11 protein-coding genes and 1 pseudogene are annotated in these 16607 nt (G+C 43.7%); 7 read left to right on the top strand and 5 right to left on the bottom strand.

Features of this window, described 5'->3' with window-relative positions:
- Window positions 1-507 precede the first annotated feature (507 nt).
- A complete protein-coding gene (gene ylqF, locus IQQ51_RS22495; protein ID WP_123300796.1) occupies window positions 508-1452 on the top strand; it encodes a ribosome biogenesis GTPase YlqF in 945 nt (314 codons plus the stop codon).
- 282 nt (window positions 1453-1734) lie between these two features.
- Window positions 1735-2760: a GGDEF domain-containing protein gene (locus tag IQQ51_RS22490; protein WP_050646224.1), complete on the top strand. Its 1026-nt coding sequence runs from the start codon at window positions 1735-1737 to the stop codon at window positions 2758-2760.
- 175 nt (window positions 2761-2935) lie between these two features.
- Here IQQ51_RS22490 and IQQ51_RS22485 read toward each other — a convergent pair.
- A pseudogene (locus IQQ51_RS22485) lies at window positions 2936-3481 on the bottom strand (GNAT family N-acetyltransferase).
- Between the two features lie 166 nt (window positions 3482-3647).
- Here IQQ51_RS22485 and IQQ51_RS22480 point away from each other — a divergent pair.
- The 3 genes from IQQ51_RS22480 (at window position 3648) to IQQ51_RS22470 (ending at window position 6968) form a co-directional block, all read left to right on the top strand.
- On the top strand, window positions 3648-4790 hold the full coding sequence (locus tag IQQ51_RS22480) for an acyl-CoA desaturase (protein ID WP_193842185.1): 1143 nt from the start codon (window positions 3648-3650) through the stop codon (window positions 4788-4790).
- Window positions 4791-5048: 258 nt separating this feature from the next.
- Entirely contained in the window at window positions 5049-6470 is a 1422-nt protein-coding gene (locus tag IQQ51_RS22475; protein ID WP_193842184.1) for an endonuclease/exonuclease/phosphatase family protein, read from the top strand.
- 207 nt (window positions 6471-6677) lie between these two features.
- Window positions 6678-6968, top strand: a complete 291-nt coding sequence (locus tag IQQ51_RS22470) for a putative quinol monooxygenase (RefSeq protein ID WP_048615323.1) — start codon at window positions 6678-6680, stop codon at window positions 6966-6968.
- A 230-nt stretch (window positions 6969-7198) separates the two neighbouring features.
- Here IQQ51_RS22470 and manA read toward each other — a convergent pair whose 3' ends face one another.
- From manA to mngA, 4 genes are all read right to left on the bottom strand, one after another.
- On the bottom strand, window positions 7199-8386 hold the full coding sequence (gene manA / locus IQQ51_RS22465; RefSeq protein WP_081230495.1) for a mannose-6-phosphate isomerase, class I: 1188 nt from the start codon (window positions 8384-8386) through the stop codon (window positions 7199-7201).
- Window positions 8387-8388: 2 nt separating this feature from the next.
- Window positions 8389-9555 (bottom strand): glycerate kinase, encoded by a 1167-nt coding sequence (locus tag IQQ51_RS22460; RefSeq protein WP_193842183.1) that lies wholly within the window; start codon window positions 9553-9555, stop codon window positions 8389-8391.
- Between the two features lie 45 nt (window positions 9556-9600).
- Window positions 9601-12240, bottom strand: a complete 2640-nt coding sequence (mngB, locus tag IQQ51_RS22455) for a mannosylglycerate hydrolase (protein WP_193842182.1) — start codon at window positions 12238-12240, stop codon at window positions 9601-9603.
- Between the two features lie 236 nt (window positions 12241-12476).
- Window positions 12477-14411: a PTS 2-O-a-mannosyl-D-glycerate transporter subunit IIABC gene (gene mngA / locus IQQ51_RS22450; RefSeq protein ID WP_050644166.1), complete on the bottom strand. Its 1935-nt coding sequence runs from the start codon at window positions 14409-14411 to the stop codon at window positions 12477-12479.
- A 317-nt stretch (window positions 14412-14728) separates the two neighbouring features.
- Here mngA and IQQ51_RS22445 point away from each other — a divergent pair, with 317 nt between their 5' ends.
- Both IQQ51_RS22445 and IQQ51_RS22440 read left to right on the top strand, forming a co-directional pair.
- Window positions 14729-15445 (top strand): GntR family transcriptional regulator, encoded by a 717-nt coding sequence (locus IQQ51_RS22445; RefSeq protein ID WP_009845448.1) that lies wholly within the window; start codon window positions 14729-14731, stop codon window positions 15443-15445.
- 232 nt (window positions 15446-15677) lie between these two features.
- Window positions 15678-16574 (top strand): hypothetical protein, encoded by an 897-nt coding sequence (locus IQQ51_RS22440; RefSeq protein ID WP_193842181.1) that lies wholly within the window; start codon window positions 15678-15680, stop codon window positions 16572-16574.
- Window positions 16575-16607: the final 33 nt, after the last annotated feature.

Here is a 16607-nt window from a genome sequence, read left to right as displayed (position 1 = left end):
AGTCGGCAGACGAGAGACTGGAGTTATATCGATAAGGTGTACTTGAACCCTGAAAAGTGTGCAGCGTAATCATTAAGGTTACTAAATTGTAAAAAAAAACACGACAACTTGCTTGAAAAACAGCGGAAACGAGCGATCGCAATCACCGAAATACGCACTGTAGCGCTGTTTTACTTCAGAACCTCTTCATTTTAAAAACTACCTCCTTGATTTGCACACCTCTCTCAATCACTAGAACCAAATTAAGAAATAACTAAGAAAAGAGTCTCTATTGCTTTCTATCTGCTTTATCCAGCGTAATCATCCCAAGAAATTTGTTTTAAATACTCTCTAAGCCTTCACACCTGTTATTCGATTCACGCTACCCTGATAAAGTGTTAAGATCTCCTTATCAAAGTTTATTGTGGCGACGAAAGAGCACATGTATTGTGATTTCCTTATCAAATCTTATGTACCCCATATTGTACCCCACATAAAAAAACTAAAATTTAAAGGTAATATTTTCAAATGGTTAATAGCAGCATCCAATGGTTTCCGGGTCACATGCATAAAGCCCGCAAAGAAATCGAAGAAGTTATCCCACAAGTTGATGTGATCATCGAAGTACTGGACGCTCGTATCCCGTTCAGTAGTGAAAACCCAATGATCTCCTCACTGCGCGGCGATAAGCCTTGTGTAAAAGTGTTGAACAAGCGTGACCTTGCGGATCCTGAACTGACTCAACGTTGGATTGAGCACTTCGAGAAAGAACAAGGCGTAAAAGCGATTGCGATTACGACTAGCGTAAAAGAAGAAGTTAACCACGTTATGGAGCTAGTACGTAAACTGGCACCGCACCGTGAACAGATGGGCAAGAACATTCGTACAATGATCATGGGCATCCCGAACGTGGGTAAGTCTACGATCATCAACTGCTTGGCTGGACGCACGATTGCGGTTACTGGTAACCAACCTGCGGTAACTCGTCGTCAACAACGTATCAACCTGCAGAATGGCGTGATCCTTTCTGATACTCCAGGAATCCTTTGGCCTAAAGTAGAAAACCCACACAGTGGCTTCCGCTTGGCTGCAACAGGTGCTGTAAAAGATACAGCAATGGAATACGATGAAGTGGCATTCTACACAGTAGAATACCTAGCAAAGCAGTACCCTAACCTTTTGCAAGAGCGTTACCAAATTGAAGAGCTGCCAGAGTCTGACATCGAATTGATGGAAGCGATTGGTCGTAAGCGTGGTGCACTTCGTGCCGGTGGACATATCGACATTCACAAATGTTCGGAAATCCTACTTCACGAATTGCGTAATGGCACTTTAGGTAAGGTAACGCTTGAGTTGCCAGAAATGATCACACAAGAGCTGATCGAAGTTGAAGAAGCGGCTGCGCTGAAAGCGGAACAACAGATTAAGAAAAAAGAAGAGCGTCGTAAGCGTTACTTGAAGAACAAGCGTTAATCGCTATTAGTTTTTATAATCTGCTTTAGTTTCTGTTTACCACTCTTACATCTACCTCTAGATATTCACGTTCTATCGATAATAGAGCGTGAATATTGCCTGCTACCGTTTGTTGATCTAGCTAACATACTGACAAATCTATAGAAACGGTCGTTTACAATCCCAAACACTGTGACATACTACGCAAATTATTGTGTATCAATCTCGGCTAATTTCTCAATGCGCTCTTATTCTGGGTTCAAGAATCAAAGATTTAAAACCTATTTCGATAATGAAATTTATTTGCCGTACATAAATTTCATCTACATCCCGATCTCAATATTCTGTGCATTCATTATCACTGACTACATCCACTTTGGTAGTGAGAGCCTTACACCTATCATTTTCCGAGTCATACTTTTTCTATTGATGATGGCTGCCGCCAGATATTGCATCACCAGCAAACCCAACGTTTTAGAACCAGTAGAAAGCGCCTTCCTTGTAATTAGCTCGCTTTTTTTGGTCTATGTCGGTCGGCTTGCGATTGAGTTAAACAACTTCGATTACCAAGGTGGCGTAATTCTCGTCATGATCTACATTGGTACGTTTTCACGACTGTCGGCCAAATACAGTATCTCTACGCTGTCGTTTATCTTTTTGGCTTATCTCATCGGCCTGGCACCATTGCTTTATGAAGCAGAGCCAAAGAATGAAATAGAAACAATTTCCGTTTATATCTCGGCTTATATCCTAATCTCGGCGGCCTGTATAAGACGTGACTTGGAAGTACACAAACGTTTCGCTCAATCCGAGCAACTGCGCAAACAAGCGATTCAGCTTCGCAAACAGTCCAATATGTTTGAGGCCCTTTCCTATCAAGACGCACTAACGGGCTGCTACAATCGCCTTTATCTTCATCAGGTTATAGAACCGAGCATAGACCGTCAGCTATCCATTACATCGATCATGATAGATATTGATCATTTCAAATCGATTAACGACACCTACGGCCATCAAATGGGCGACATGGTGATTAAAGAACTGGCCGATGAGATTCAAAAACGACTACCGACCAGCAGTAACTGCTTTCGATACGGCGGTGAAGAGTTTTTGGTGATGGTCCAAGGAGAAACCGAGGCCTCAATTGAATCGCTGGTTAATTCCCTTTTAGAATCCCCTGCTCGCCTTAGGTTAGAAGTAACGATTTCAATCGGTGTTAAACATGCACTTCAGGCCCTTGGTTCTGTTGAGCAACTTATCGACGACGCCGACCAAGCACTCTACATTTCGAAGAAAGACGGTAGGAATAAGATTACATGGTGTGATTAGTCGGCCAATATTTCACGCGCCTTTGCTAATCATTAAAACGACCACATATCCAATCAAAAAAGCCCCGAGCAACTTAATGCTCGGGGCTTTTGTCTTTGTTCTTCTGCTTTAAAATAGCTTCGTTAAGAACCTGTTATTTGCTACTCAGCAAAAACCAATATTCAACAAGAATCGACTAAGAATACACGACGCTTGCTGTTTTCTGTTCAAGTTCAACGGGAGAGTTCCAAGAAATCACTTTCTCGTTCACTTGGCTGCCGCATGGTGCGTTCCAAACTTGCTCGAGCTCTTCTTTACCACCAATCGCTTAATAAAAAGCAATCGCTTGGTGGTTCTCAGACATCACCTCTAGGTAGAGCCCTGAATCCGAATAGTATTGCTGCAACCACTTCGATAATTCAGACAACAGACGCTTGCCTACACCTCGACCGCGATAATTATTGTCTACGTGTAACGCATCAATGAACGTGCCACGCTCAAAGTTGTGATTACCAAACGCGCAGACGAAACCAACCAGTAAACCACCTTCTTCAAGCAATAAAACATGTTGATTGAAAGGAGGATTAATCAAACGAGTCTGCCAAATAACAGATCTGTCCTCCAAAACATCATTTTCTAAGTAATCATCAGCAAGAATGCCACGGTAATATAGCTTCCAGCTATCCGCGTGTAATTGGGCAATCCGCTCATAATCTTTATATTCAGCTACCTTAATTTCCATTTATTAGCCCTTAGTACTTCCATTTATGACTTGCTACTACATTTCACACTACCTTTATACAATATTTAAGCAAAACATACTAATACACGTTTACACTTTCAATATTGACTTACACGTGTACGCTGATATTCTAGCGCACAGATGTAAGCCCAATGGAAATTTGCTAATGAATAGTGCCGACAAACAATCTACAAAAAAGCCGCCATTAATCTGGCTCAATATTTTTGTGTTCTCTTTTAGTATGCTGCTTGCTGTTGTTGCGGCTCCCGTTTATGGCTACTTTTTTGGCTATGGCATGGAGCACTGGATATGGCTAGCAATCTGCTTTACGTTCTGTAACCTTTCAATCACGACGGGTTATCACCGCTTATGGTCACATAAAGCGTTTGAAGCGCATTCAAGCCTAAGATTCCTGTTTGCATTAGGTGGTGCATTTGCCCTGCAGAACAGCGCGCTACACTGGTCTTCTGATCACCGTGTTCATCACAAGCATGTCGATAACAACGACAAAGACCCATACTCTGCAAAACGTGGATTTTGGTACTCACACATTGGCTGGATGATCCGTAATTACAGCACTTCAATGTACGAAAACTACGAAAACTGCCGTGACCTTAAAAAAGACAAGATTGTTATGTGGCAGCACAAGCACTATGTTCTGTTGGCATTGCTGATGAACTTCGGTGTTCCTATCGCGTTAGGTATTATTTACGGTGACATACTTGGCATGTTGTTAATCGTAGGCGCTGTTCGTTTGGTACTTAATCACCACACAACATTCTTCATTAACTCTCTTGCTCACATCTGGGGTAGCCAACCTTTTACCGATAAAAACACGGCCCGTGATAACGGTGTGTTAGCAGTACTCACTTTCGGCGAAGGCTACCACAACTTCCACCACATCTTTGAGAACGATTACCGTAATGGCATTTACTGGTGGCAATACGATCCAACGAAGTGGTTGATTAAGAGTGCTTCATTGATGGGCTTAGCAAGCAAGCTAAAGAAAACGCCTCAAGCCCGCATTGAAAAGGCCGAAGCTACTATGCTACTTAAGCGCACACAGCAAAAGATCATGCATCGTGCCGACAAACAACAAATCGCAGACAAGCTTCAACAAGAGTTTGATGCTCTAGTATCAAACATGAACGAATATTACGAAGTTAAAAAGCAGCTACTTGAAAGCAAGCGCGAAGACGTTGTGAAGAAGTACGAACACTCTGTTCTTAAAGTTCGTTATCAGCAAATCAAAATGAATTTCGAACAACAGAAGAAAAATTGGGCAATGACAGTGGAACAATATGCTTAACAGTCATTTAACATTAAGTTATTTTTAATCAATAGCCTAAGTAATAATTACTTAGGCTTTTTTTTCACAGGCATAAAGCTATGATTTCTGTTGAATAAAAACTCCAATTTAAAATGGAGCAATGTCAAATATCACACCTAAAGTGCAAGAGAATACTTTATTACATTTCCACTTGTGAACAAAGTCACTTACAGGGTTTTGTTTTGTAACATAAAATGCGCGCCTCCTGTTCCACGGAATACACAAGCGAGTTATTTTATGAAAATGTTAAAAACATCACTAGCGCTAGCAATCTCTACTTCCCTTTTATTCGGCTGCGGTGATGAGACAACAAACAACTACTACCCTCAAGAACCAACGGTTCCTTCTTCTACAGAAGCTAAAATTGCCGTATTTAATCTGTCTTTTGACCGTTATACCTACGAAGATCTTGTTGCTGAAATGAAACTGACTAAGCCAGAACAAGATGCACTGGTTGAGGGTTGGAAAAATGACACTCTATCGGACGAAGACAAAGCGACTGCGCTGAAAGTAATCCAGATTCGTAACGTAGCTGCAATCATCCAGACTGAACGCCCAGAAGTAATCATGATGGCGGAGTTTAACAACGATGGTACCGCTGAAAATAACGATGCTCTTATCGGGTTCCGCTTGAACTACCTATCTGTATCTCAAAATTCAAACAGCTTTGATCAAGACGGCACTCAGTTAGAGCCAATCGTATTCCAGTATTTCGCAAACTTCGCAACCAACACTGGCCTACTAAATGAATTTGGCTTCGATCTGGATAATGATGGTATTGCCGGAGCTCTACCTGGCGATGCATGGGGTTTTGGTAACTACCACGGACAATATGCGTTCGCTCTAATGTCTATGTACGAAATTGATCACGACAACATTCGTACTTTCCAAAAGTTCAAATGGAGCGATATGCCTTCGGCTACCATGCCAACTATCACCAACTGTAACGATTCTTGGAACCCTATCCCAGATGGCATGGAGTGTGGTGACGACTGGTATACCGCTGAAGAGTGGGCAGAAGTTCGCCTTTCTTCTAAAAACCACGTTGACGCACCAATCCTAATTCCTCAAGAAGACGGTACATCAGATACGATTCACCTACTTATGTCTCACCCAACGCCACCTATTTTCGACACGGGTAAGAACAAAGTTCAAAATGCTGATGAAATCAATTTCTGGGTCGATTACATCGAAGGTCAAAGCTACATGTACGACGATAAAGGCGTGACTGGCGGATTAAACACAGACGCTAAATTCGTTGTTATGGGCGACCTTAACGCTGACCCTCTTAAAGGTGATGGTGACTTGACAGCAATCAATGCACTGATGGACCACGACAAAGTTAACCGTTTAGCGACGTTCGGTCCATTAGCACCTGCCAGCCTTGGTGGCCCCGAGTGTCTAGCTCTTGGCGAATGTAAAGAAGCGAACTGGGATACTCCATACCCAGGTCAAGTAACAAGCACGAGCGGACTACGCCTTGATCATGTTGTACCATCAGAAAACCTAACAATTTCAGACTCTGGTGTTTACTGGCCAGCAACGTTCGAAGACGGCCGTCTATTAATGAATGACGAGCGTGTAGGTAGCTACGGTAACGGAAAAGATGTTTCTTCAGATCACCGTATGGTTTGGATTAAAGCTGAAATCCACAACTAATACAGCCAGATAAACTCTATCAATCATGCCCGGTTCCTATAGTCGGGCATTTATTATTCTAACGTCCCTTTTAATATATCACTCCGATAACTTACTGAGGTTATGGATGCTAAGAACCATAGTTATTGGATTTCAGAACTCTTTCTTCAGTCTGAATTTATACTTACATTACTTGAACTTATCGAGTTTAAAGCGAAGGAATTGAAAATGAGCAAACTGACTATTATTGCAACGATCGTCTCTAAAGAAGACAAAACAGAGCTTGTAAAAGCTGAGATGATTAAATTGATCGATAAAACCCGTGTTGAAGACGGCTGTATTAACTACGATCTGCACCAAGACAACAGTAACCCTGCTCACTTCGTTTTTCATGAGAACTGGGAGTCTGAAGCTCATCTAGAGAAACACTTAGCGAGCCAACACATCGCTGACTACATGGCTGCGACTGAAGGTTGTATTGAAACCTTTGTGCTTAATAAAATGACGCACATTGCTTAACCAGTCACTCATTACTGATTCAATAAAAACCCTGCTCTGATCGCAGGGTTTGTCTTTTCTACAGGCTTATATTTGCTCATTCTAACAATGAAAAAACCCGCCAGAGTAGCGGGTATGGTCAATAATCATGACTGTCAAAGACAGATAGGTAACAACCATCAATCCAATATTGAGTACCACTTTACAGTGGCACTCTGACATTTCTTTTGCTGATCGCTAGCACGGGGGCACTAGTTAAAAGCACGAGCCAAAATGCCATTCCCTTGATATTGGTAAACACTTGAATTACTACTTACAAAGACCGATTCTCCGGGCTTAAGAGAAACTGTACGACCTTCTGAGGTGATGGTCGCCTCTCCTTCCACACAGAACAATATCTCCGCGCTACGTAAATACTGTGACTTGCTCTCATCAGTCGCAGATAAGATATCAAAGCCAAAGTCATCCACCGGAATCGGATAGCTCATCTTGCCCTCTTTCAATACAGGCTTAAGGCGAATATCTTCTGGCTTAATCGGCTCAAAGATCGTGTTGTCGATAAGCTCAGGGACATCGATATATTTGGGTGTGAGACCTGCACGCAGCACATTGTCTGAGTTTGCCATGATCTCCAAGCCTGTGCCCTGAACATAAGCGTGTGGGGTTTCTGCGAACAGGAACATCGCTTCACCCGGCGCCAATTCAACCGTGTTGAGCATCAATGGGGCGAACAAACCAATATCACCCGGATAGTGCTGTTTGAATTCAATGCTGTATTGCAAAGCTTCACGTCCCATGACCGTTTTTGCTGGTCGCGCATGTGCAGCATAAAGTTCATTAAGCGCAGACGCTTTGCGGTCACCTTCAAGAGACATAATTGCGCTAAAGAAAGACTTTAGAGAATCACTGTCGGCATTGGCTTTTAGTACATTAAGTTCAATCGCTAACGAAGGAATATCCGCTTCTTCGAACAAAGCAATAATATCTACGATTGGACGAAAGCCATTCATCGCTTTGTAAAAGGTCAACGCATAAACCAACTCAGGTTTATGATTTGGATCTTTGTAGTTACGATTAGACGCATTCAAAGGGATGCCAAGTGCATTCTCTCGCTCAAAACCTAATTCTGATTTTCGCTTGTTCGGGTGAACCTGAATCGACAACGGTGTTTCAGCGGCCAACACCTTAAACAGGAAAGGTAATTCACCAAAACGTGCCGCCGTGTACCCGCCTAAGACATCGATTTTGTTTTCATCAATCATGTGAGAAAGCGACTCACCGGTATCACCTACTTTTGAGCAACCATTTGGATGAGCACCCATCCAAATTTCTGCTTGAGGTTCTTGGTTTGGGTTCACAATACCAAAAAGTTGGTTGATGGAGTCTTTGCTTCCCCATGCGTAATTTTGAATAACGTTGTCGAGTTTAAATAGAGACATAATTACTTCTCATTAAAAATCTGGCTGCCAAGCTTGAGCGTGGCGGCGATATTACGGGCAGTGCGAGTCAGGTTTTGATTCGCTTCTGATAAAACTTGGTCTAAAGACTGAGGTGAACGCACGGTTCCAAATAAGCTAGACATTGAGCCGTAAAGTTTTTCAACGTCTTGCCCCAAAGAGCCCGCAATTCCAATGGTTGGAATACTCAGCTTTTGAGCTCGCTGAGCAATACCGAAAGGTGTTTTACCTTGCAGGGTTTGGTTGTCCATCTGCCCTTCTCCGGTCACGACCAGTGAAGCTCCTTCAAGAACCTTATCTGCATCCAAGGTATCTAATACCATCTCAATACCCGCTTTAATTTGGATACTGAATGCAAGACTTAACCCCAGAGGTGTACCACCAGCCGCACCAAAACCAGCTGTGTCGCGATGATTAGTACCCGTATGTGTTTGAGCGATATCGGCAAAGTGACCGATCGCAGTATCAAGTTGTTCAACTTGAGCTTGTGAAGCCCCTTTTTGTGGGCCAAACACGGCACTGGCTCCACTTTCACCACACAGTGGATTATTCACATCACATGCGACCACGAACGTCACTTCTTTGCATCTAGGGTGCAGTCCATCAAGATCGATACTTGCTAACTGGCTTAACTCGGCGCCGCCACCAGATAGCTCGTTGCCTTGCTTGTCTAATAGCTGGCCTCCCAACGCTTGTAAGATGCCAGCACCTGCGTCATTGGTGGCACTACCGCCCAGACCAATAATGATTTGTTCCACGCCTTTATCTAGCGCATCTCTAATCAGCAACCCTGTGCCGTAAGACGATGCTGTAAGAGGTGATCTTTCTTCTAAGGTTAATCGATCTAAACCCGATGCTTGAGCAAACTCCACCAAGGCAGTGTTTACGCTTATGCCATCAACCTGTTGTACAAGTGAAGCCCAATAAGCCGTACATTCGCGACCGATTGGATCCGTCGTTTGCAGCCGTTGTTTCTTACCATCGAGCGCCTCTAGCAACACGTCTACCGTGCCTTCTCCGCCATCGGCGAGTGGCATTTTCACGAACTCTGCGTGAGGAAAAACGTCAGCAAATCCACGCTCAATACAAGACGCAACTTGGTGAGCGTCGAGTGATTCTTTAAATGAATCGGGGGCAATTACAATTTTCATTGTCGTTCACCATTCCCGCCCACCAAGGTGAGCGGGTGATTAAAATTAGAATTTGATTTGGAATGTTTTTGCTTGGCAAGATGCCAGTTGACCGAAGGTTTCTGTTGCTACATCACCTTCGCGTACGCGCTCGTCCATGCTTGTCTCTTTCCAGCTTGAAACGTTTTGAGTGAAGGAGATTGAATCTGACACTGAACCTGTTTCTGCCGGGTTGTAGACACGCATGATCAACGCATCTTCATCTTCCGCTTTCTTCAGCACACTCAACACAGCGCCTGATTGTTGCTTAGACAGAAGGCTAAAACTCATTGGTAGGTTTTGTTCGCCCACATTCAGCTTCATCGCGTTGTAAGGGATCTTGTTGTAGCATTCGATTTGAGTGACACTGTCACGTGCTTGCGCCATGATGTTGGCGTCAATATGGTTATCAGCGAAACCACACAGCGTGAATTCACACACTAACTTGCCGCGCACTTGTGAATCTGGTGTCGGGATCTTGATGCCTGATGGACGGCCCGGACGAAGCAATAGCTCTTCTTTACCCAACACGCCGATACCACGGAATAGTGTCAGTGCGAAGGTATCTCGGTTTTCGTCACCTTGAGATGCAATCACTTCAAATTCACGCAGGCCATTCGACATAATCGCCATGCCCGCTTTGCCGTTTTCTAACGCTGCAAAGTTCATTAACTGATACACAGGAACTGGCGCTTCTTTCCACTTCTCTTCTTCCCACACCGCCATAGCTGGGTCATTGGTTGGTCGAGTAATACAGCCGAACTGGTTATCTGCAACCACAGTTTCAGAAACGAATGGTGTCGGTACTAGCACACGTACACGGTGATCGTCGGCTTGATTGTCTAGTTCCATGCGTACTTCAATGCGGCGAGAACCTTGCTTCAATACCACTTGGCATTGCGCTTCAACGAATCCGTTTTGACCCGTACGTTCTTCACGCTCTGTAAGGTTTGCAGGCACGCTCATGCGAAAAGCGATGTTCGCTACCGATTGGAAGCCTTGGTGATCAATCGATGTTTCGACTGGGAATTCGTCTGAGTACAGTAACCATTCTTGACGAGATGGAGAGTAATCGTACTCATCGCCGTCATCAGAACCGTCTTCTAAACGAAGGACTTGGTCGAATACTTGCTCTGTCTCTTTATCGAAAATAGTCAGAGTACCGTTGTCGTTTACATTGATTCGGTAGTATTCGTTTTCTAATAGGTAGTCCTTCTGCTCAGCAACTTTAACTGCGCCCTTCTCGTTACCTTGGATGTGTAACGTAGTGAAACCCATCGCTGGCACAGTACGTTTGATCTGAATATCAAACTCCATGAACGGGTCGTAGTTACCGTAGTGAACGATTTGACGGTCTACTTTACCCGGGTCAATTTGGCGCTTGTCTTGGATGAAGTACTCAACTGGGTTTTCGTTTTCATCAAAGATAGAGAACTCTTGTGCACGGATAGTGATAGTCGTGTTAACCACTTCTTCACGCTCGTATGGTGAAAGGTTGAACATCGCTAGTTTGTCGCAACCTTCACGATCTGGCATGTGGTCAACAATCTTACGCTTGTAGAAATGAATCAGGTTTGTCGCCATGTCATCCGCAAGGATGTAACGGTTTAGAATTTCAGCGTGTACCTTGTCTGAACAACAGCAACCAATAGAGTCATGAGCGTGGTTCTTCATGCTCTCCTTCCACATTTTCTCAATCAAGCCGTGGTGGTATTCAAAGCCTAATGTCCAAGCGATAGACGCTAGCGGTTCTAAGATATTTACAATCTTGTTTTCGATTTCTGCGTGGATCAGTTTGATGTCCATACGCGTAGAAGAGATCGTACGGTGAACACGCATGTATTTACCGTCGTTGAACTCGCCTTTAATTGTGTCGAGTTGGTCGCGCGCCGCTTCTACTTTCTCGAACACTTCTTCGTAACGGCTCATTGAGAATTCACGATCTGGGTAGATTTCGCGAAGCTTGTCCATTACTTCAAAGATGTCTTTTTGAATCGGCATTTGGTCGTGGCCGTTTGGTAGCAAGATATCTTTAGTCACCGATGGCTTTTCTAGCACTGGGAAGTACTTATCTAAACGAGCACGTAAGCCTTCTTCGTCTTGTGGAAGGTATTTACCAATCGCGTAACCCAGCGGAAGCACTTGTGCCGTTACTTCACTGCCGTCATTAGACTGCCATAAGAATTCTGTTTTGTTGGTACCATGACGCTCTGAACAACCACGCCAGAACATTGCACGCGTGATGTCGAAGCCGTTGTAGATCATTGGCAGCTGTGAGCTCATGCTGAATGAATCTGGTAGGTAACCAATCTTCATTGCATCGCCAAACTTCATACAGTCACGAATGCCATACATCATGTTGCGTACAATTGACTCACCAGAAACTTGCATTGTGTCGGTTTGAGAATACCAAGGGCCAATAATTAACTTGCCCGCTTCAACCAATGCTTTTACGCGCTCTGTGTTTTCTGGTTTGATTGCAAAGTAATCTTCTAGAACGGCGGTTTGACCATCTAGAACGTAGTATTTGTATTCTGGATCGCTCTCCAGACGGTTCATGATTTCTTCCATGTTGTTCACAAGAAGAATACGAGACTCTTCTGTTGTGAAATACCATTCACGATCCCAGTGCATGTGAGGAGTAATATGTACGCGTGATGTAGTCATAATCATTTACCTAAATGTGTCGCTTCGAGTAAAACTAAAGTTCGAACCCAAATACGACTAAATTAAATTTTTTCAAGGGGTTAAAATTGGCTGCCACTAAATTTAGGGTGCAGAAAACCACGCCCAGAATCTGTGTGAATAAAACCGTTAGGAGCACAGGTATTTAGGACAGCCAGTTGTTTGTTATTTTTTATATATTGATTTCGCAGTGAGTTAGGAGCTAACTCAAAATTCAGTTAGTTCTGTGTTGCAGTACTTGCTTCAAACTTACCCTTTTTTACCGCGTGACCACGCCACATCAGAAGAGTAATGGTTGAAATCACTGTGCCGACAATCGCAGCACCGAACCAGATTGCCGCAGCAGAGAATGCGCCCAAACCAGAATCGTGTAACAAGAAGATAGAGAAAATACCTGCGCCCGGAGTCGATAGACCAATACCTGCCGCACCAACCATTGCACCTGTAACCACAGAGCCTAGTAAGAATGAGCCGATTACACGGATTGGATCTTCAATCGCCATTGGGATTGCACCTTCAGTAATACCCGCTAGGCCAAGTAGCCAAGTTGATTTACCCGTTTCAATCTCAAAATCTTTGAATAAGCGTGGAGCAATCATGGTTGAAGCCGTTACGGTGAACGCTGATACCATTTTCACTGAGCCGAAGATTGCGTATGGGCCATAAACACCGTTCGCCATTGCACCTAAACAGAATGCGTAAGCGGCTTTGTTTACCGGACCACCCAAGTCGAATGATACAAACAGGCCAAGAATCGCACCTAGAAGCAGAGCGTTAGTGCCTGACATACCGTTCAACCAGTCCGTCAGACCTTGGTTTAGGAACGCAACAGGTTTACCGATAACAAACAGCATTAAGCTACCTGCTACCAAAGTACCAATCACCGGGTAAAGGTAGAAAGTAAGGAAGCCGTTAAATGCAGGGCCTAAGCGAACATGCTCTTTCACCCAGCGCATCACGTAACCCGCAATCAAACCACCAACGACACCACCAAGGAAACCTGAACCAATGATGTTTGCTGCAATACCCGCGGCAAAACCAGGACCTAGTGCCGGTTTGTCTGCTAATGAGTAAGCTGTGTAAGCTGCCAGTACCGGCACCATCAATGTACCCAGTAGGCCGCCACCTAGTTTGCGATACATCCATAGCCAAGAATCTTTTGTTGCGTAGAGCTCTTGCAGGTCAAAAATTTGCGCGATAAGAACAGCAACCGCAAGAACAGTACCACCAGCAACGATAAGAGGAACCGCATAAGAAATACCAGAAAGCAGTGCTTGTTTGAGCTCTGTTTTCAGTGGCACTTTCTTAGGTTTATCATCAGTAGCTACTTTACGCTCTGCACCGTTGCCTTTTTTCGACTCTTCGATCGCTTCGTTTAAAATGCGTTCACCGTGTTTAATCGGTTCTGCAACTGGCGTTTCTACACGAGGAATGCCGTTAAAGCGCTCAGATTCTTTAATCGCAACTTCAGCAGCAAATACACAAGCCACTGCATTGTTTAATTGCTCAGCCGTTAAGCGATCTTCAATACCGTTTGCGCCCTGTTTTTCAACATGCACATTATAACCAAGCTTTTTGCCCGCCTTTTCAAGATATTCTGCCGCCATATAAGTATGAGCAATGCCTGCAGGGCAAGCCGTCACACATACAATTGTCGGTGCATTTGTATCTAAGTTGTCTTGTTTTTCATCTTGTTGATTGTCGCCATCAAGAAGCGCAAAGATTTCTTCAGCGGTTGTTGCTTTTAATACTGCTTCGCGAACATCGTCGTCAACCAATGTAGTTGTCAGTGCAGTAAGCAGATGCATGTGGGTAGAACCCGCTTCTGCATTCGGAATCGCAATTAGGAAGATTAGATTTACATCCTCGTCTTCATCCAAGCCTTTCCATTTCATGTCTTCTTTAAGCGTTGCTACAGCGAAACCAGCTTCTTTAACCGCGTCAGTCTTGCCGTGCGGTACTGCTAGGCCTTCGCCAAGCGCTGTCGGGCCTTGCTCTTCACGAGCAAATACTGCATCAAGGTACTCTTGCTTGTTATGCAGTTTGCCTTGCTGATCCAGTTGGTCAGCAAGTGCGTAAATCGCTTCTTCTCGACTGCTAAACGTAGTTTGCAGATTTACGAGCGACTTATTCGTTAGAGTAGTAAGTTTCATAACCTTTGTCCCATAGTCACGGATTAGTACGACAGTCGTCCCTGCCGACGATAAGAATAATACAACTTCAAGACATTTAATCCGTGATCACGATCTCACCAATACATATTTGTATTTAATTTGTATTTAAATCGTATTGGTAAATCCTTTAAGAAAGCTTGTTATGTATCGTTTAATTTGTATTATATGTACTACAAAACGCCGATACGATGCTCACACTAACCTTTAAAGCAAGGCTTATATAGAGCAAATTTACGTATTTAAGGTACAGGTTCTTAATCAAAGTCTAGTTGTCCTAGCGCACAAATGAGGCAAAAATGGCAAGACTCCCTATGTATCGCCAAATCGCCGATGCAATAAGAGAAAAGATCAGTTCTGGAGAATATAAAGTTGGAGAAGCACTCCCAACAGAAGCGCAATTGCGTGAAGTATTCTCGGTAAGCCGTGTAACGGTTAGACAGGCGCTGAAACTACTGATCGAAAACGATGAGCTTGAAAGCGTTCAAGGCAGCGGCACTTACGTCAAAGAGAACAAGATCAATTACGACATCTACAAACAGTCGAGCTTTCAAGAAAAGTGGGCGCATTTAGATGTGGTTACACACAGTGAAGTTCTGGCCTTCGAAATGAAGCCGTGTTCTTTGGCGATGTCTGAACATTTAGATATCAAAGAAGGCGAATTGGTTTTCTACGTAAAACGTGTTCGTTTCATAGACAACAATCCAATCACGGTTGAAGAAACTTGGTTACCTGTTGCCCTATTCCCAGATCTCACCTATCAAGTGATGCAGACATCAAAGTACGACTTTATTGAAAACACCAAAGGCATGGTGATTGATCGAAGTGAGCAGGAATTGGTACCGATTCTTCCGCCTGAAGACGTTGCTAAACAGTTAGGTATTGACCCAGCTCAGCCTATCATTGAAAAACGTACTCGCGGTTACCTCGCCAATAACACGGTATTTGAATACAGCCGAAACTACTTCACGTCTAACGATTACCGATTCACTTTGGTCGCAAGACGCCAGAGATAATGCTCATCAACGAGTTTCTATAATAACAAAATGACCAACACAGAGAGCGCCTTGCTCTCTGTGTTTCTATGCTGTTAACTCAATCATAAACCCAACTTTCCTCCCCAAATATTCCTAAACCAATATCAAGTAACCTCACGAAAGATCATTCACATTCATTTAAATACTGTTCTGCCGCTTTGACCATAAACTAAGCGCCAAATTACAAGAACAACAGTCGACAGGAATGTAGATGAATACCAAACAACTTGAGGACGCTGTAAGTGAAGTGAGCTTATTCAATCAGCACCTCCACTTAATCCAATCCGTGCATACCATTCCGACCCCAAAAATGAATTGGGAGTCGATTGCGATGGAACCTGCGCCGACAATGCCAACGGTTCGATTCGATCATAAAGTCAAAGCCATGGAAGCTCTCGATGAGTACAAACCTAACTGGCTAGATATGCTGCTAGGCAACAAGTCGAAGTTGTACACCCTCACCAATAATATCGAGCGTGCCGCCGAACAAGACATCGAGCAATACAAGACAGAGTTTGTACATTGGGTTCAAAGCTATAGCTACTGGGCCAAGGGCAACCAATTATCGAAAGGTATATTAAACAACGATAGTGAAGCAAAACTATCAGCCCTTTCCGAAGCTCAACAAAACCCGATTAACGCTGCGGTAGTCGACACTAAGCTGATTAACCATAACTTTAATACCTATAAGAATGGTCACCTGCTAGAAATCAATATTCAGGTTAATAAGCACAACGTGATCCCTAAAGAAAAAAAGGTATTGAGCCAAGGCGAAGTGAAGCTTGAAACGATGTCTCTTTCTGAAAATAATGCCTTATATCGAGAGTATGTCTGCAGCTGTATTCTTAAGTGCGCGCAAGATGCTTTCAATGTGTTACCCGAGACGAGCGTTGTGATCAATGTTGAACAGATTTCAGCTGATCAATCGAGCGAAACCATCGTTTCATGCCATGTCGAACAAGGGCTACTCGAGTTCTTGTTAATCGAAGACGATAAACCCTCTGAGATACTTGAATTCTTTGTCCACATTGAAGATTTCAATCCTCATCGAGGTAACGGATTCTCTGCGATAAAAACGATTTTTTCGCCTTTGCCTATGGCGTCATAACTTACTCGCATTTTCGATTCAACCATTGACGAC

It is taken from the genome of Vibrio sp. OPT18 (genome assembly GCF_015163615.1).
In the GTDB taxonomy this organism is placed as follows: domain Bacteria; phylum Pseudomonadota; class Gammaproteobacteria; order Enterobacterales; family Vibrionaceae; genus Vibrio; species Vibrio coralliirubri.
Note: the sequence above shows the minus strand (reverse complement) of the source record. Positions and strands in the feature narration are given on the sequence as shown.